Genomic DNA, 15,986 nt, shown 5'->3' on the forward strand with positions numbered 1-15,986 from the left:
TCGTCCCTGGCCGGGAATGACACGGCGGCGAGACGCTGTTCTAGCGCTGCCCCCGGCAAAGCCCGGCCTCCGCCGCAAAAAGACCTCGAACAGGCTTTAAGACGCAGGCGAAGGGCCGGGGTTCAGGCCCGGCCACTCTCCCGGCGACGCCTTATCGGGCCGGGCCTGGTGCGGCGTGGCGGGTGGCCAGGGTTTCGGCCAGCGCCAGCGCCTCGAACAGGCTGCCGGGGGCGGCACGTCCGCTGCCGGCGAGATCCAGCGCGGTGCCGTGGTCGACCGAGGTGCGGACGATGGGCAGCCCCAGCGTGACGTTGACGCCCTGGCCGAAGCTGGCGTGCTTGAGGACCGGCAGGCCCTGGTCGTGGTACATCGCCAGCACCGCGTCGGCCTGGGCCAGCTTGTCGGGATTGAACAGCGTGTCGGCCGGCAGCGGGCCGATCAGGTGCATGCCGCTGGCGCGCAGCGTGGCCAGCACCGGTTCGATCACCTCGATTTCCTCGCGCCCCAGGTGGCCGCCTTCGCCGGCGTGCGGGTTGAGCCCGGCCACCAGGATGCGCGGGGCGGCGATGCCGAACTTGCCGACCAGGTCGGCGTGCAGGATCTGCAGCACCTCGCTCAAGAGTGCCGGGGTGAGGGCGTCGGGCACCGCGCGCAGCGGCAGGTGGGTGGTGGCGAGTGCCACACGCATGCCGCCGCCGACCAGCATCATCACCACGCGCGGGATATGGGTCTGCTCGGCGAGGTACTCGGTGTGGCCGGAAAACGGCACGCCGGCGTCGTTGATCACGCCCTTGTGCACCGGTGCCGTGACCATGGCGGCGAACTCACCCGAAACGCAGCCGGCGATGGCGGCGTCCAGGGTGGCGAGCACGTAGCGACCGTTGGCGGCGTCGAGCACGCCGGGACGGCTCGGGGCCGCGAGCGGCACGTGCAGCACTTCCAGCGTGCCGGGCACCGGCGCGGCCTCGCGCCGGTAGTCTGCCAGCGTGAGCGGCAGCCCCAAGAGACGCGCCCGCTCGGCCAGCAGCGTGCGGTCGGCGATGACCACGCGTCGGCTGGCGCCGGGGGCTTCGGCCAACCTCAAGACCAGCTCGGGGCCGATGCCGGCCGGTTCGCCGGCGGTGATGGCGATGACGGGCGGGCGGCTCACTTTTCTTCCAGGCGGTCGTCGACGAAGGCCGAGTCACGCAGCTGGCGCACCCAGTCGAGGTAGGCCTCGTCGATCTTGCGCGCGCGAATCTGCTGCTTGACCATCATCTTCTCGCGATCCTGCGCCACGTCCTGGGTGCGCTTGCCTTCGACCTTGATCAGGTGCCAGCCGAACGGCGAGCGCACCGGCTGGGACACGGTATTCAGCGGCAGCGAGGTCATGGCCTGTTCGAAGGTCGGGACGGTGTCGCCGAGGTTGACCCAGCCCAGGTCGCCGCCGCGGGTGTTGCTGGCGTCTTCGGAGTAGAGCTTGGCCATTTCCTCGAAACTCGCCCCGCGCTCGATACGATCGCGGATCTGCAGCAGGCGCGTCTTGGCGTCGGCTTCGGAGACCGCCTCGTTGGTGCGCAGCAGGATGTGGCGCACGTGGTACTGCTCGACCATCAGCGGGGTATCGGCGCTGCGCTTTTCCTGCAGCTGGAAAATGAAGAAGCCTTGCTGGCTGCGGATCACGGTGGTGTGGCTGCCGGGTTGCATGGTTTCCAGCAGCTTGGTGAAGTCGAGCGGCAGGCTGGAGGCCGGACGCCAGCCCAGGTCGCCGCCCTTGAGGCCGTTGGGGGCGTCGGAGTAGGCCGCCGCCACCTTGGCGAACGGCTGGCCGGCGTCCAGCTCGGCCAGCGCCTTGTGCGCCTTTTGCGACTGGGCGTCGATCTGCTTGGCATCGGCACGCTCCGGCACGCTCACCAGGATGTTGGCCAGGCGATATTCGGAACGGTTGGCGGTCTGCTCGCTCTTCAGGACCTGCTCGACTTCGGTGTCGCTGACGTTGACGCGCGACTCGACTTCGCGCTCCTTGAGGCGGGACAGCAGGATCTGGCGGCGGATTTGCTCGCGGAAGGTGTCGAAGGTGACGCCTTCCTTGGCCAGCTGCGCCTTCATCGCCTCGAGCGTCAGCTTGTTCTGGCTGGCCAGGCGTTCCAGCGTCTGCTGTAGCTCGTCGTCGCTGACGCGCACGCCGTTGCTGGTGGCGTACTGCACCTGCACCTCTTCGGTGATCATCTGTTCCAGCACCTGGCGCGCCAGTACGTCGGGGGCCGGAGGCGTGACCTTGCGCGCCTCCAGTTCCATGACGGTGTCTTTGACACGTTTTTGCAGGTCGCTCTCGGTGATGGCGCCCTTGTTGACGACCGCGACGATGCGGTCCACCGCGCGTACCGGGGCCGCGTAGGCCGTGCCGAGGGTGGTGGCAATCAACAGGGCAAGCAGGGTTTTCTTCATGGTCATTGGCGTATGTCGTTGATTTTGCTGTAGCCGGGGATGGCCAGTCGCAGGGTGTCGAGCGGGTTGCTGCCGATACCGCCGAGGTCTTTCAGCTCGAGTTGCAGGAAGACGGCATTCTTGGTCGCCGTGCTGGAAGACACGTAGCGTTGGCCGACCACGCGGGCGGTCCAGCAGCCGTCGTTGTACTCGAAGCCGGCCAGTTGTTCCAGTGGCTTCTTGTCTTGCAGCGAGTAGTTGTAGCGCGCCACGGCGTACCACTTCTTCGCCAGCGGCCACTGCCCGGCGATATCGACCTGGCGCAAGGGGCCGGGAGTGCCGTCGGCACTGCCGACGTCGGTGGAGCGGTCGTAGCGGTAGCGGATGCTGGCGGTCTTGCCGGGCGTGGGGGTGTAGAACAGCTGCAGGTTGTACTGCTCGGTCTTGCTGAGCTCCTGGTTGTGCTGGTACAGGCTGTCGAAGCGCCAGCTCGGGGTGAGCTGGCCGGCCGCGCTGAACAGCAGGTCCGAGCTCTGGGTGCTGCGCTCGGAGGTGGTGCCGTCCAGCGTCAGGTTGTCCCGGCTGAAGTAGAACACCTGCCCCACCGACAGCCGCAGTTGTTCGCTGCCGGTCTTGTCGTCGAGGTAACGGGTGGAGAGCGCCGCGGTGAGCTGGTTGGCGCCGTTGATGCGGTCGGAGCCGGAGAAGCGGTTCTCGTTGAACAGCTGGGCAAAGTCGATGCTGTTCTCGGCGCTGTCGAAGTTGGGCAGGTCGTTCTGCTGCTTGCTCGGGATGTTCAGGTAGTAGAGGCGCGGCTCCAGCGTCTGGATGTAGTTGCTGCCGAACAGCGTGGTGGGCCGCTCGAAGTAAAGGCCGCTATCGGTGCTGAAGATGGGCAGGGTGCGCGTCACCTCGCGCGCTTGTTCGCTGCCGAAATTGTCCAGGCTGTAGCGGGTGTAGTGCACGCCGAGCTTGGGACGGAGATAGCCCCAGCTCTGGTCCAGTGACCAGGTCACGCTGGGGTAGCTGACCAGGCGGCTGCCTTCCTGCTTGGTGGGGTGGGTGAAGCGGGTCAGCTCGGCCTGCAGGTTGGCCGACAGGCCCGCCCCCAGTTCCTGGTTGGCGCTGGCGGTGAGCTGTGGCAGGCGGGCGTAGGGCACGTCGACCGGGGTGGTCGATTCCTGCAGCGTCTGGTAGCGCTGTGCCTTGAGCTGGGCGTTGAAGGTGCCGCTGTCCCATTCCGAGCCGTAACCGAGCCAGGCTTCGCGTACCAGGTTGGTGCCGGAGGCGATGTCCTGGCGGCTGCCGAAGTCGTTGAAGTAGTCGTCGTCGGAAACGTAGTTGGCGTTGTAGCCCAGGTTGAAGCCGGAGCCGAGGTTTTGCGAGTGCTTGGCACTCCAGGCGTAGCGGCTGCGCCCGGCCTCGTGGTCGTCCGGTATCTGCGTGGTGGCGATCTCGCCCTGGTAATCCGGTTGCAGGTAGCGGAATTCGGCGCCGAGCATGGCGCCGCGCTTGTCGTTGTAGCCTGGCGTGATCGTGGCGTCGTAGTTGGGCGCGATGTTCCAGTAGTAGGGGATGCTCAGTTCGGTACCGTTGCTGCCGGTCTTGAACGTGGGCGTCAGCACGCCGGACTTGCGGCCGCCGTCGAGCGGGAAGTCGATCCAGGGCGTGTACAGGATCGGTACGCCCTGGAATTCGAGCCGGGCGTTGTGGGCTTCGCCGACGTTGCTGCCGTAGTCGAGGTCGATACTGGAGGCCTTGAGGTACCAGGAGTCGTCGCCCGGGCTGCAGGTGTTGGCGCGGGCCTGCAGCAGGCGGTACTTGTCGCGGCCGAGGAATTCGGCGCGCTCGCCGTTGCCGCGGAAGGTGCGCAGGCCCTCGGCGGCAGCGAAGTCGGGCTGTTCGGCGGTGCCGGTGCGGTTGGCCAGGTCGTAGTCGAGCTGGGTGCCGGAGACGCGGCTGCCGGACTGGGTCAGCGTGAAGTGATCGCCGGCGCGGGCGCGGTTCTTGGCCTGGTAGTACTCCAGCCAGTCTGCGGTGAGCGTCTGGTCGTCACGGCGTACCACCACGTTGCCGCGGGCCTTGATTTCGTTGTCCATCTGGCCGCTGAGTTCGTCGGCGCTGAGCTGGGTCTGACCGGCTGCGGGCGCGGTGTTCAGTTCTTCTGCCTGGACCGACGAGAGGGAGAACGCGGCGGCGAGCGCCAGCGTCAGCGGGGTGGGTTGTAAACGTGCCATGCACAAAGCCATATCTCGGGGGCAATCAGCGGTATAAAATCGCACAATTCTATCAGCACCGCAACGAACCGACATGCAACGATTGGAACTGCTCAAAGGCTGGCTCGCCGGCCTCTATCCCGACACCGAGCTGACGGTGGAGTTCGCCGCCGCCGACGCCGACTTCCGCCGCTACTTCCGCGTCACCCTGCCGGATGGCACGAGCCGCATCGTGATGGATGCGCCGCCGGACAAGATGAACACCGACGCCTACGTCCAGGTGCGCGAGCTGTTCGCCATGGTGAACGTGCCGGAAATCCTGGTGCGCGACCGCGAGCAGGGTTTCATGCTGCTGGAGGACCTGGGGCGCGTGACCTATCTCTCGGCGCTCTTGCACGACGAGCGTCCGGTGGTGCACCAGCATCTGCTGCTGGAGGCCATCGATACCCTGATCGAGCTGCAGCAGGCGAGCCGCCCCGGTGTGTTGCCGGAATACGACGAGGCGCTGCTGACGCGCGAGCTCAATCTGTTCCCGGAGTGGTTCTGTGCCAAGGAGCTGGAGCAGCCGCTCAACTATGCCCAGCGTCAGCTGTGGGATGCCGGCGTCAAGGCGCTGCTGCCGGCGCTGCTGGCGCAGCCCAAGGTGTTCGTGCATCGGGACTTCATCGTGCGCAACCTGATGCTGACTCCGGGCAAGCCCGGCGTGCTGGATTTCCAGGACGCGGTGTACGGTCCGATCAGCTACGACCTGGTGTCGCTGCTGCGCGACGCCTTCATCGAGTGGGACGAGGCCTTCGTGCTCGACTTGGCGGTGCGTTACTGGGAGAAGGCGCGTGCCGTCGGGCTGCCGGTGCCGGCCGAGATCGACGCTTTCTGGCGCGACGTGGAGTGGATGGGGGTGCAACGCCATCTCAAGGTGGCCGGTATCTTCGCCCGTCTCTACCACCGCGACGGCAAGGACAAGTATCGCGGCGAGATTCCGCGCTTCCTCAAGTACCTGAAGAAGACCACGCGTCGCTACCAGGAGCTCGCGCCGCTCTACCAGCTGCTGGTGCAGCTGGTGGGCAAGGACGAGGACGACGACAGCGTCGGTTCGCTGTTCAGCGCCACCCGCCTCGTGGCGGACGACGAATGAAGGCGATGATCCTGGCCGCCGGGCGCGGCGAACGCATGCGCCCGCTCACCGACCACACCCCCAAGCCCTTGCTGCCGGTGGGCGGCGAGCCGCTGATCGGCTGGCACATCAAGCGCCTGCGCGCGGCCGGTATCACCGAGCTGGTGATCAACCACGCTTGGCTCGGCGAGCGCATCGAGGCGGCGCTGGGCGACGGCGCGGCCTACGGCGTGCGCATCGTCTACTCGCGTGAAGGCACCGCGCTGGAGACCGCCGGCGGCATCGCCACCGCCTTGCCGCTGTTGGGCGAGGCGCCGTTCATCGTGGTCAACGGCGACGTGCTGACCGATATCGATTTCGCCGCCCTGGCCGAGGTGGCGGCACGGCTCGATGGCCGTACGGCGCTGGCTCACCTGTTCCTGGTGCCCAACCCGCCGCACCATCCGGGCGGCGACTTCGGCTTGCTGGCCGATGGCCGGCTGTCGTCCAGCCCGGCCGATGGCGAGGCGCTGACCTTTTCCGGTATCGCTGCTTACCATCCGGCGCTGTTCGCCGCCACGCCGCCGCACCAGCCGGCCAAGCTGGCGCCGCTGCTGCGCGCGGCGATGGCGCAGGGCCGGGTCAGCGGCGCGCGCCACGACGGGCTATGGCTCGACGTCGGCACCGTCGAAAGGTTGGCCGAAGCCGACGCCATCGCGCGCGGCTGGGCCGGGCGGTGAGTCGACGCATCCTCGGCATCGACCCCGGCAGCCGCATCACCGGTTTCGGCGTCATCGACGTCATCGGCCAGCAGCGCCACTACGTCGCCTCGGGCTGCATCCGCACTCCGCAGGGCGCGCCGCTGGCCGAGCGCATCAAGGTCATCGTCGACGGCCTGTTTGGCGTGGTCGACACCTACCGGCCCGGCGAGGCCGCGGTGGAGCAGGTGTTCGTCAACGTCAACCCGGCTGCCACGCTGATGCTGGGACAGGCGCGCGGCGCGGTGCTGGCGGCGCTGGTGCTGAAGCAGCTGACGGTGGCGGAGTACACCGCGCTGCAGGTCAAGCAGTCGGTGGTCGGGCACGGCAAGGCGCCCAAGGAGCAGGTGCAGGCGATGATCGTGCGGCTGCTGAACCTGTCCGGCACGCCGCAGGCCGACGCCGCCGACGCGCTGGCGGTGGCGCTGGCGCACGCCAACCACAGCCACGCCGCCGTCGCCGCCTTCACCCGTCAAGGTCTCAGGGTCAAAGGCGGCCGGCTGGCCTGAGTTCTTGTGAATAAATCTGCTGCGCGTCCCTGATCGGGACTCATGTGCCCTGCGTGCGAATCTATTGCAGGGCACATCGGAAGATGTGCAGACAGCGATTCGCTCAGCGATGCGGAATCCTCATGGACTCCAGTCCATTCCGGTTCCTGTGCTGCTCTTCGCCCCGCTGAGGGCCGCTCGCGACGATTTCTTTCGCAAGCTCTGAGAACAGGCCCCGCCGCGGCCAGCTCAACAAGCCGTGCCGACTGTGGCAGCATGACGGCCTGACGCCGGTCTTCGGCCAACCTTCTCTCATTCTGGACACCCCATGATCGGACGCCTCACAGGTCAACTCATCGAAAAACTCCCGCCGCAGATCGTGGTGGACGTCGGCGGCGTCGGCTACGAAGTCGACGTGCCGATGAGCACCTTCTACCTGCTGCCCGCGTTGGGCGAGAAAACCACGCTCTATACCCACCTGGTGGTGCGCGAGGACGCCCACCTGCTGTTCGGCTTCGCCAGCAAGGGTGAGCGCGAAACCTTCCGCCAGCTGATCAAGGTCGGCGGCATCGGCGCCAAGATCGCGCTGGCCATCCTGTCCGGGCTGAGCGCCGACGAACTGGCGCTGGCGGTGGCCAGCGAAGACCTCAAACGCCTCTCCAGCGTCCCCGGCATCGGCAAGAAGACCGCCGAGCGCCTGGTGCTGGAGCTGCGCGGCAAGCTCGCCACCGGCGGCGCCGTGACCACCCCGGGCGGCCTGCCGTTCGCCGCCACGCCGGGCGACAAGAGCGACATCGTCAACGCGCTGCTGGCATTGGGCTACAACGACAAGGAAGCCGCCGCCGCCACCAAGGGCCTGCCACCCGAGGTGACGGTGAGCGACGGCGTGCGTCTGGCGCTCAAGAGCCTGATGAAAGGGTGAGCCATGGGCAAGGTGCTGCTGGTGACCGGCGGCGGGCGGGGCATCGGCGCGGCCACGGCCCGGCTGGCGGCCCGCCGCGGCTACGCGGTCGCGGTGAATTACCACCGCCACGCCGACGCGGCGCAAGCCGTGGTGGATAGCATCGTGGCCGAGGGCGGCAAGGCGGTGGCGATTGCCGCCAACGTGGCCGACGAGGTGGACGTGCTGCGCCTGTTTTCCGAAACCGAGGCGAGCCTGGGGCCGTTGTCGGCGCTGGTCAACAACGCCGGCGTGCTGGAGCGGCAGATGCGGCTGGACGAAATGAGCGTGGCGCGCTGGCAACGCATCCTGGCCACCAACGTGCTGGGCCCGCTGCTGTGCTGCCGCGAGGCGGTGAAGCGGCTGTCCACGCGCCATGGCGGGCAAGGCGGCGCCATCGTCAACGTCTCGTCCGCCGCGGCGCGGCTGGGCTCGCCCAACGAATACATCGACTATGCTGCCAGCAAGGGCGCCGTGGATACGCTCACCGTGGGGCTGGCCAAGGAGGTCGCGGCCGAAGGCATCCGCGTCAACGGCGTGCGTCCCGGCTTCATCTATACCGAGATGCATGCCGACGGTGGCGAGCCGGGCCGGGTCGACCGCGTCAAAAGCGCGGTGCCGATGCAGCGCGGCGGCCAGCCGGAAGAGGTGGCCGCCGCCATACTGTGGCTGCTGTCCGAGGACGCCTCGTTCACCACCGGCCACCTGCTGGACGTGGCCGGCGGACGCTGAAAGCCTGCCCCCGATCTGCTGGTCTTCATTCGATTTGCGGCGCTGGGGCGCTACGGCGTTGACCCCGATTCGGGGAGGCGCATTGACTGCATGTCAACTCCGCTTCCTCCGCCATTTTTGCCTTGTCTCGCGCTAGCTCGCGAGATCGTGAACGGGCTTTAACAACAAGGAGCCGATATGGCCAACGTCGCGGTACTGATCGACGCCGACAACGTCTCGCCGGGCTGGATCGAAGACGTGCTGGAAGAGGCCGGCAAGCTCGGCGTGCTCGCGCTCAAGCGCGTCTACGGCGACTTCAGCCGTCACGACAAGGCCTGGCGCGAGCTGTGCGCGCGCTTCGCCATCCATCCCATCCAGCAGTTTCCCAACACCAAGGGCAAGAACGCGTCGGACATCACGCTGGTGATCGACGCCATGGACATGCTGCACTCGGGGCGTTACCAGAGCTTTTGCCTGGTCTCCAGCGACAGCGACTTCTCGCGCCTGGCCACCCGGCTGCGCGAGGACGGGCTGGAGGTGTGGGGCTTCGGCGAGGAGAAAACGCCATCGGCCTTCGTCAACGCCTGCAGCAAGTTCGTCTACGTCGAAGTGCTGGGCCGGGTCGACGAGGTCAAGACGGACGAGGTCGCGCTCAAGGGGGACGAGGCCGGCCGCGGCACCGCCAAGTCGCCGCAGCCGGCCCGTGTGCTGCGCCCGCTCGACAAGAAGCTGCGTGCCCAGTTCCAGAAGGGCATCGAGAGCATGGACGACGACGAAGGCTGGGCCGACCTAGGCGGCGTGGGCAGCCTGCTGGGGCAGTGGATGCCGGATTTCGACCCGCGCAATTACGGCTTTGCCAAACTATCGGACCTGGTGGTGAAGTCAGGCTGGTTCGAGGTACACAAGGCCAGCAGCGGCCGGGGTGGGGTCTCCATCCGCCTCAAGCCGGGCAACGGCGGCAGCAAGAAGACGAAGTAGCCCTGTCGTGTAGATACCGTCTTGGTGGCCCGCCAGAAAATATGCGGCCAACGTTGTGGAGCGCAAGATTGCCCTACGGGGAGCGCCGGTCAAAATGGTGTTCGCCAGGTGTTAAGACGGCAGCTGAGCCGTTTGACGTTAGCAAACGGCGAATTGCCGGCGCCTGGCGAATGCCGTTTTGGCCGGGGATTCGCGGACCATTAGGGCGAGCGGGGTCGCGAGGGGGGGGGCGGCACGCCCCCTGGCCCGTCCGCCGGGCGGAACCGGCGACTTCAATCATCATCCGCGTAGCGGATACAAATATTCGGCCTCAATGTGCGTTGCGCTCCAGCCATTCCACTAGTTCGGCCACCGTCAGTTGCGGCAGCTGGTGTTGCGCGGCGTAGGCGTCCAGTGCGGCGCCGCGCATCATGCTGCCGTCCGGGTTCATCAGCTCGCACAGCACGCCGGCCGGGCTGAAGCCGGCCAGCCGCGCCAACTCCACCGCGGACTCGGTATGGCCACGCCGTTCACGCACGCCGCCGGCGCGGGCGACCAGCGGGTAGACGTGGCCGGGGCGGGCCAGGTGCTCGGGGCGTGCGGCGGGGGCGATGGCGGCGCGGATGGTGGTGACGCGGTCGGTGGCGGAGACGCCGGTGCTCACGCCTTCTGCCGCCTCGATGCTGACGGTGAAGGCCGTGCCGTAGCGGCTGCCATTGTCGGCTACCATCGGCGGCAGCTGCAGGCGGGCGGCGTGTTCCGGCGTCAGGCACAGGCAGACGATGCCGCTGCAATCGCGGATCAGGCGCGCCATCTCCGGTACCGTCAGCGCGTCGGCAGCGAGGATCAGGTCGGCTTCGTTTTCGCGGTCGTGGTCGTCGGCCACGATCACGGACTTGCCCTGGCGCAGGGCATTGAGCGCGGCGTGGACGCGCAGGGAAAGGATGTCGGTATGGGTGTTCATGGAAACGGTCCTCAAGATGCTGGGTTGAGAAACACGCCTCCGGGCTGAAGGTTGTCGCAGGCAAATGCCCACGGAACCGCGCGTGCGCACGGCACGGCGGTGTTCATCTTCTTTCATCCGGACTGTTACCGTCGGCTCTGGCATCACACCAGATCTGCTGACCTTTTGCCGGGGGAGGCAAAAGCGCTCGCGGGCTCGGCCCTGAGGCCATACCGCCGGTGGGGAATTGCACCCCGCCCTGAAGACGTCGCCTGTGACCAACGCTGGCCGCAAGCGGGGCACAGTATAGCAGTGGTAACATCGCAGGATTGATGTTCAAGACCATGCCATGATCGAAACCGACAACCTGATCGGCGGCGCGCCCGAGCGCCGACTCGTCACCCAGCAGTCGCTGTCCGCGCAGGAAGAAGCGCTGGAGCGCGCGCTGCGCCCCAAGGCGCTCGACGACTACGTCGGCCAGAAGAAGGCGCGCGAGCAGCTGGAAATCTTCATCGAGGCGGCGAAGAAGCGCGGCGAGGCGCTCGACCACGTGCTGCTGTTCGGCCCGCCGGGCCTCGGCAAGACCACGCTGGCGCACATCGTGGCGCGCGAGATGGGCGTCAACCTGCGCCAGACCTCGGGCCCGGTGCTGGAGCGCGCCGGGGACCTGGCGGCGCTGCTGACCAACCTCGAACCGCACGACGTGCTGTTCATCGACGAGATCCACCGCCTCTCGCCGGTGGTGGAGGAAATCCTCTACCCGGCGCTGGAGGATTACCAGATCGACATCATGATCGGCGAAGGTCCGGCGGCGCGCTCGGTCAAGATCGACCTGCCGCCGTTCACGCTGGTCGGCGCCACCACGCGCGCCGGCATGCTCACCAACCCGCTGCGCGACCGCTTCGGCATCGTCGCGCGCCTCGAGTTCTACACCCCGGAAGAGCTGACGCGCATCGTCAGCCGCTCGGCCGGCCTGCTCAACGTCACCCTGGCCGACAACGGCGCCTTCGAGGTGGCGCGCCGCAGCCGCGGCACGCCGCGCATCGCCAACCGTCTGCTGCGCCGCGTGCGCGACTACGCCGAGGTCAAGGCCGACGGCGTGGTCACCGCCACCGTGGCCGACGCCGCATTGGCCATGCTCGACGTCGACCCGGCCGGGCTCGACGTGATGGACCGCAAATTGCTTGCCGCCATCCTGGAGAAATTCGCCGGCGGCCCGGTGGGGCTCGACAACGTGGCGGCGGCGATCGGCGAGAGCTCCGACACCATCGAAGACGTGATCGAACCCTACCTGATCCAGCAGGGCTATTTGCAGCGCACCCCGCGCGGCCGCATGGCGACGGCGCAGGCCTACCAGCACTTCGGCCTGCCGTTGAAGGACTGAGCCCCGGCGAGAGCAAGCGACATGAGCGAGAAACTGATCATCAAGACCGGCAGCACCCTGCCCACGTTGGCCGAAGAGCAGGGCGATTTCGAAGACTGGATCCGCCGCGAGCTGCCCGACGCGGCCGACTGGCGCGTGGTGAACGTGGTCGCCGGCGAGGCGCTGCCGTCGCCGAAACACTGCGCCGGCGTGGTGATCACCGGCTCGCCGGCCATGGTCAGCGAGCGCGCGGCCTGGAGCGAGACCACCGCCGCCTGGCTGCGCGCCGCGCACGCCGCGCGCGTGCCGCTGTTGGGCATCTGCTACGGCCACCAGCTGCTGGCCGACGCCCTGGGCGGCGAGGTCGGCTACCATCCGCACGGACCGGAAGCCGGCGCGGTCGAAGTGGAACGTCTGGCGGCGGCGGACGCCGACCCGCTGCTGGGGGCGCTGCCGGCGCGCTTTTCGGCCAACGTGATCCACTGGCAGACCGTGCTGCGCCTGCCACCGGGCGCGGTGGCGCTGGCCGGCAACGCCTTCGAACCGCACCAGGCGTTCCGCCTCGGCTCGGCCTGGGGAGTGCAATTCCACCCCGAGTTCGACCAGCGCGCCATGCGCCGCTACCTCGAGCTGCTGCATGACCGGCTATGCGCTGCCGGACGCGATCCGCAGGCCCTGCTGGCGCAGGTGCGGCCGACGCCGGAGGCCGCCGGTCTGCTGGCGCGTTTCGCGGCCGGCCTGGTTGCGGCGGCGGCCTGAGAGGGCGCCGGGTGGCGAGGGCACGGACCGCGCCACCATTTGGCCTCGGTGTTTCACCGTGACATCGAATCCACCGTACTGAGCACGTACAATGCGTGCCAGTCATGACGACTGACAACAAGGGGAATTTCATGTTCTTTGTATTGCTGGCGACAACGTTCCTGGTGGCGCTGGCCACCTCGCTGATCACCGCCAAGTTTTTCGATGGCGCGGTCAACCGCATTCTCAGCCGCATCGTCGGTGATGAAATGGCCGACGCCTGGCGCAAGTACCTGCTGTTTGCCATCGTGGTGGTCGGGGTCTCCGGCGGGGTGCGGCTGTGGGAGCTGGAAAAGTACGTTACCGCCAATCGCGAATCGGCGGCGCTGGAACTCAACGGCATGCGCTGGACGCTGGAAATCTACCGCACGCTGATCGAAACGCTGCAGTCGGTGGCGTGGATGATGCTGCTGTTCTTCCTGTGTTCGATGATCGCCTACGTCATCGTGCGCGCCATCGAGCTCAAGCACGGTGCCCAGGAGTAGTTAGCCGGTCGTGAATACGGCAAGGCCCCTGTCCGCGAGGCGGAGCAGGGGCCTTGTGCCTTCTCGGGTTCCTGGATCGTTACAGCGCCACCATGTTGTCGCGGTGGATCAGCTCCGGCTCCACCAGGTAACCCAGGATGCCCTCGATGGCGCGCGTCGGCTTCTGCATGATCAGCCGCGCCTCGTCCGAGCTGTAGTTGACCAGGCCGCGCGCCACTTCCACGCCGCTCTCGTCGACGCAGGCGACCGCCTCGCCGCGCAGGAAATCACCCTCCACCTTCAGCACCCCGATCGGCAGCAGGCTGCTGCGCTTCTGCCGCACCGCCAGCGCCGCGCCGCTGTCGAGCACCAGCCGCCCGGTCAGGATCAGGTGGTCGGCCAGCCACTGCTTGCGTGCCGTCATGCGGCTGGTCGGCGCCAAGAGCTGGGTGCCGATGGCCTCGCCGTCGGCGAGCCGCGACAACACATTGAGCTCGCGGCCGCAGGCGATCACTGTGGCGGCACCGCTGCGTGCCGCACGCTTGGCGGCGAGAATCTTGGTGAGCATGCCGCCGGTACCGACGCTGCTGCCGGCGCCACCGGCCATCGCCTCCAGCTCCGGGGTGCCGGCCACCGCCTCGTGCACGAACTCGGCGTCCGGATTCTTGCGCGGGTCGGCGGTGTAGAGGCCCTGTTGGTCGGTCAGGATCACCAGCGCATCGGCCTCGATCAGGTTGGTGACCAGCGCGCCCAGCGTATCGTTGTCGCCGAAGCGGATCTCGTCGGTCACTACGGTGTCGTTCTCGTTGATGATCGGCACCACGTTGAGATTGAGCAGTGAGGTCAGCGTGGAACGGGCGTTGAGGTAGCGGGTGCGGTCGGTCAGGTCCTCGTGGGTCAACAGCACCTGGGCGGTTTGCAGGCCGAATTCGCGGAAGGCGCTCTCGTAGGCCTGGCACAAGCCCATCTGGCCCACCGCGGCGGCGGCCTGCAGCTCGTGCACGGCCTTGGGGCGGCTGCTCCAGCCCAGGCGCTGGCAGCCTTCGGCGATGGCGCCGCTGGAGACCAGCACCACCTGCTTGCCGCGCCGCTTGAGGTCGGCGATCTCGGCTGCCCAGCGCGCCAGCGCCGCCAGGTCCAGCCCTTTACCGTCGTTGGTGACCAGGCTCGACCCGACCTTGACCACCAGGCGACTGCCCGCATGAATGACCGATTGCATGAAACCCCACTCGCAACGAAGAAATCAGACCCGCCAGTATGCCGCAACTTGCGCGCTATCCGAAAGGGCGCCGCTCGCCGGGCCGGCTCACAGATCCTCGCTGCGGCGGTACTCCATGGCCTGGTAGAACGGGGTCTGCAGTTCGACGCGGGTGACGCGGATGCGGGTTTCGCTGTGGTTGTCGCGCAGCACGAATTCGCGCAGTCGCGAGAACGGGCGGCCCGGCATCACCAGCAAGGCCGGGCGTCCGAGGCGCGGTTGTGCCGGCAGGTGCAGCGCTGGCTGGAACACGTCGTCCTGGTGGGTGATGGTGGGCAGCACCTCGACCGCTTCCGGCGCCGTCCCGAGCAACTCCACACCGCATTCCACGTCGTTGCCGCCGAGCGGCGCCGCCGCCCAGCGCACCGCGCACAACAGGCGATTGTCCGGCTGCAACTGCGGCGCGAGCAGCAGCAGCTCGCCGGTCCGCAGCGCTTGTTCCTGCGGGTTGCCGCGCAGCAGAAAACCGAGCTGGCTCTGGTTGACGGCCTGGAACAGTGCCGGTGGAGCTGGCCGGCCCAGCACCGGTATCGGGCTATCCTCCACGGGCTCCACCGGGGCCGGTCGCAGCGTCAGCCAGATCGGCAACAACTGGGCGGTGAGGCTCAGCCATTGCTGGACCGGCTGGCGCGGCTGGCGTCGCCGCCTCGGCTGCGTCCACTCTTCGGCCAGCTTGCGCGCCACCTCCACGGTGAGGTCGGCGGGGATGGCCGCTTCGCTCGCCAACTGGCGCGCCAAGCCATCCGGCTGTTGCAGGGCGTCGATGATGTCGTTCAGATAGACCCAGAATTCGCCGCTCGCGGCCACTTGGGGTTTGAGCGGCAAGAAGTGGGGCGGGTCGTCACGCGCCGGGTCGACCTGGTAGCCGAAGCCCTGTGTCTTGGTGAGCCCGGTCAGCGGGATCAGCTCGATGCGCGGTGCCAGCCGGAAGATCAGCCCCTTGGCCGCCGCGATTTCGTTGTCGCCCAGATGCTTGCCGTCGGTCAGCCCCATCAGCAGGATCTGCCGATACACCACGGCGATGCTTTCCGCCGGGGCATGGCGGCGCTCCTGCCAGCCCGATTCCTCGGCGAGCTGGTAGAGCTGGTGGCAGTCGTGCCAGAAGTGGAGCGGCAGGTCGCTATAGCACTCCATGGCCAGTTTGGCTTGCATGCGTGCGGTCAACAGGGCGAGACAGAGCAACTCCACCTTGGGCTGCTCGCGTTCCAGCAGCGAGCGCTTTTCCAGTCGCTCCACCAGGGTGCGCTTGAAGCCGGCGAACAGCGCATCGAACAGCGCCATGCCAAGGCGTGCCGCCTGGCGTGCCTTGATCGAACTGACCACCTCGTCGCTGACGATCTGGGTTTCCAGTGCCGGGAAGAAACGATCGAGCGCCGCCAGGTAAAGCTTCAGCAGCTTGTGCCGGGTGCCGACCGCCACCTGGGTGCGGCTCAGGCTTTGCAGGGCGCCCAGCAGCAAGTGCCCGCATTCGTCGAGGCGAGTGTAGGGGAGGCGATCCAGCCAGTCGGCCACGCTGTCCGGCTGCAGGTCGACCAGCTTGGGGTCCATCAGATTATCCGGTAGGCGCAGTTGCATGGCCCTAGCCCCATGT

At 67.6% G+C, this 15,986-nt stretch carries 15 protein-coding genes and 1 riboswitch; of the genes, 9 read left to right on the forward strand and 6 right to left on the reverse strand.

What is annotated here, in order from left to right:
* Nucleotides 1-151: 151 nt before the first annotated feature.
* From pdxA to NH8B_RS01520, 3 genes are read right to left on the reverse strand one after another with little or no spacing between them, the layout of a single operon-like run.
* A complete protein-coding gene (gene pdxA / locus NH8B_RS01510; protein WP_014085735.1) occupies nucleotides 152-1,150 on the reverse strand; it encodes a 4-hydroxythreonine-4-phosphate dehydrogenase PdxA in 999 nt (332 codons plus the stop codon).
* On the reverse strand, nucleotides 1,147-2,433 hold the full coding sequence (locus NH8B_RS01515; RefSeq protein WP_014085736.1) for a peptidylprolyl isomerase: 1,287 nt from the start codon (nucleotides 2,431-2,433) through the stop codon (nucleotides 1,147-1,149). Before NH8B_RS01515 ends, pdxA begins: the two co-directional genes overlap by 4 nt.
* Nucleotides 2,430-4,643, reverse strand: coding sequence for an LPS-assembly protein LptD (locus NH8B_RS01520; RefSeq protein ID WP_014085737.1), 2,214 nt, complete (start codon nucleotides 4,641-4,643; stop codon nucleotides 2,430-2,432). The genes NH8B_RS01515 and NH8B_RS01520 overlap by 4 nt, the downstream gene beginning before the upstream one ends.
* Nucleotides 4,644-4,716: 73 nt before the next feature.
* Between NH8B_RS01520 and amgK the strand changes: the two genes are divergently transcribed.
* From amgK to NH8B_RS01550, 6 genes are all read left to right on the forward strand, one after another.
* The gene (gene amgK, locus NH8B_RS01525) at nucleotides 4,717-5,757 is read left to right on the forward strand and encodes an N-acetylmuramate/N-acetylglucosamine kinase AmgK (protein WP_014085738.1); all 1,041 of its coding nucleotides are present in this window, start codon (nucleotides 4,717-4,719) and stop codon (nucleotides 5,755-5,757) included.
* Nucleotides 5,754-6,455 carry an N-acetylmuramate alpha-1-phosphate uridylyltransferase MurU gene (gene murU / locus NH8B_RS01530; protein ID WP_014085739.1) on the forward strand — a complete coding sequence of 234 codons (702 nt, stop codon included), beginning with the start codon at nucleotides 5,754-5,756 and terminating at the stop codon, nucleotides 6,453-6,455. The genes amgK and murU overlap by 4 nt, the downstream gene beginning before the upstream one ends.
* Nucleotides 6,452-6,982: a crossover junction endodeoxyribonuclease RuvC gene (gene ruvC, locus NH8B_RS01535; protein ID WP_008955857.1), complete on the forward strand. Its 531-nt coding sequence runs from the start codon at nucleotides 6,452-6,454 to the stop codon at nucleotides 6,980-6,982. Before murU ends, ruvC begins: the two co-directional genes overlap by 4 nt.
* A 307-nt stretch (nucleotides 6,983-7,289) precedes the next feature.
* Entirely contained in the window at nucleotides 7,290-7,883 is a 594-nt protein-coding gene (gene ruvA / locus NH8B_RS01540; protein ID WP_014085740.1) for a Holliday junction branch migration protein RuvA, read from the forward strand.
* Between the two features lie 3 nt (nucleotides 7,884-7,886).
* Nucleotides 7,887-8,633, forward strand: coding sequence for an SDR family oxidoreductase (locus NH8B_RS01545; RefSeq protein WP_014085741.1), 747 nt, complete (start codon nucleotides 7,887-7,889; stop codon nucleotides 8,631-8,633).
* 177 nt (nucleotides 8,634-8,810) lie between these two features.
* Nucleotides 8,811-9,590 (forward strand): NYN domain-containing protein, encoded by a 780-nt coding sequence (locus NH8B_RS01550; RefSeq protein ID WP_014085742.1) that lies wholly within the window; start codon nucleotides 8,811-8,813, stop codon nucleotides 9,588-9,590.
* 310 nt (nucleotides 9,591-9,900) lie between these two features.
* Here the strand turns inward: NH8B_RS01550 and ribB are convergent, their stop codons facing one another.
* Nucleotides 9,901-10,533 carry a 3,4-dihydroxy-2-butanone-4-phosphate synthase gene (gene ribB / locus NH8B_RS01555; RefSeq protein ID WP_014085743.1) on the reverse strand — a complete coding sequence of 211 codons (633 nt, stop codon included), beginning with the start codon at nucleotides 10,531-10,533 and terminating at the stop codon, nucleotides 9,901-9,903.
* A 101-nt stretch (nucleotides 10,534-10,634) separates the two neighbouring features.
* A riboswitch (FMN riboswitch) is annotated at nucleotides 10,635-10,783 on the reverse strand.
* Nucleotides 10,784-10,861: 78 nt separating this feature from the next.
* Between ribB and ruvB the strand changes: the two genes are divergently transcribed.
* The 3 genes from ruvB to NH8B_RS01570 all read left to right on the forward strand — a co-directional run bounded on the left by ruvB (nucleotide 10,862) and on the right by NH8B_RS01570 (nucleotide 13,158).
* Nucleotides 10,862-11,896, forward strand: coding sequence for a Holliday junction branch migration DNA helicase RuvB (gene ruvB, locus NH8B_RS01560; protein ID WP_008955862.1), 1,035 nt, complete (start codon nucleotides 10,862-10,864; stop codon nucleotides 11,894-11,896).
* Between the two features lie 21 nt (nucleotides 11,897-11,917).
* Nucleotides 11,918-12,634 (forward strand): glutamine amidotransferase, encoded by a 717-nt coding sequence (locus NH8B_RS01565; RefSeq protein WP_014085744.1) that lies wholly within the window; start codon nucleotides 11,918-11,920, stop codon nucleotides 12,632-12,634.
* 131 nt (nucleotides 12,635-12,765) lie between these two features.
* Nucleotides 12,766-13,158, forward strand: coding sequence for a hypothetical protein (locus NH8B_RS01570; RefSeq protein WP_008955864.1), 393 nt, complete (start codon nucleotides 12,766-12,768; stop codon nucleotides 13,156-13,158).
* 79 nt (nucleotides 13,159-13,237) lie between these two features.
* Here the strand turns inward: NH8B_RS01570 and proB are convergent, their stop codons facing one another.
* Together proB and NH8B_RS01580 are read right to left on the reverse strand one after the other, a co-directional pair.
* Complete coding sequence (proB, locus tag NH8B_RS01575) at nucleotides 13,238-14,356, reverse strand: glutamate 5-kinase (protein WP_014085745.1); 1,119 nt, start codon at nucleotides 14,354-14,356, stop codon at nucleotides 13,238-13,240.
* A gap of 87 nt (nucleotides 14,357-14,443) precedes the next feature.
* A complete protein-coding gene (locus NH8B_RS01580; protein WP_014085746.1) occupies nucleotides 14,444-15,970 on the reverse strand; it encodes a hypothetical protein in 1,527 nt (508 codons plus the stop codon).
* Nucleotides 15,971-15,986 lie beyond the last annotated feature (16 nt).

It is taken from the genome of Pseudogulbenkiania sp. NH8B (assembly GCF_000283535.1).
Lineage (GTDB): Bacteria > Pseudomonadota > Gammaproteobacteria > Burkholderiales > Chromobacteriaceae > Pseudogulbenkiania > Pseudogulbenkiania ferrooxidans.

Bases quoted from the DNA above. Each gene is read 5' to 3' on its own strand.
- NH8B_RS01515 (WP_014085736.1), bottom strand. From the start codon at position 2,433: ATGACCATGAAGAAAACCCTGCTTGCCCTGTTGATTGCCACCACCCTC.
- NH8B_RS01520 (WP_014085737.1), bottom strand. From the start codon at position 4,643: ATGGCACGTTTACAACCCACCCCGCTGACGCTGGCGCTCGCCGCCGCG.
- NH8B_RS01565 (WP_014085744.1), top strand. From the start codon at position 11,918: ATGAGCGAGAAACTGATCATCAAGACCGGCAGCACCCTGCCCACGTTG.
- ruvA (WP_014085740.1), top strand. From the start codon at position 7,290: ATGATCGGACGCCTCACAGGTCAACTCATCGAAAAACTCCCGCCGCAG.
- ruvB (WP_008955862.1), top strand. From the start codon at position 10,862: ATGATCGAAACCGACAACCTGATCGGCGGCGCGCCCGAGCGCCGACTC.
- NH8B_RS01570 (WP_008955864.1), top strand. From the start codon at position 12,766: ATGTTCTTTGTATTGCTGGCGACAACGTTCCTGGTGGCGCTGGCCACC.
- NH8B_RS01550 (WP_014085742.1), top strand. From the start codon at position 8,811: ATGGCCAACGTCGCGGTACTGATCGACGCCGACAACGTCTCGCCGGGC.
- murU (WP_014085739.1), top strand. From the start codon at position 5,754: ATGAAGGCGATGATCCTGGCCGCCGGGCGCGGCGAACGCATGCGCCCG.
- NH8B_RS01580 (WP_014085746.1), bottom strand. From the start codon at position 15,970: ATGCAACTGCGCCTACCGGATAATCTGATGGACCCCAAGCTGGTCGAC.
- amgK (WP_014085738.1), top strand. From the start codon at position 4,717: ATGCAACGATTGGAACTGCTCAAAGGCTGGCTCGCCGGCCTCTATCCC.
- proB (WP_014085745.1), bottom strand. From the start codon at position 14,356: ATGCAATCGGTCATTCATGCGGGCAGTCGCCTGGTGGTCAAGGTCGGG.
- ribB (WP_014085743.1), bottom strand. From the start codon at position 10,533: ATGAACACCCATACCGACATCCTTTCCCTGCGCGTCCACGCCGCGCTC.
- NH8B_RS01545 (WP_014085741.1), top strand. From the start codon at position 7,887: ATGGGCAAGGTGCTGCTGGTGACCGGCGGCGGGCGGGGCATCGGCGCG.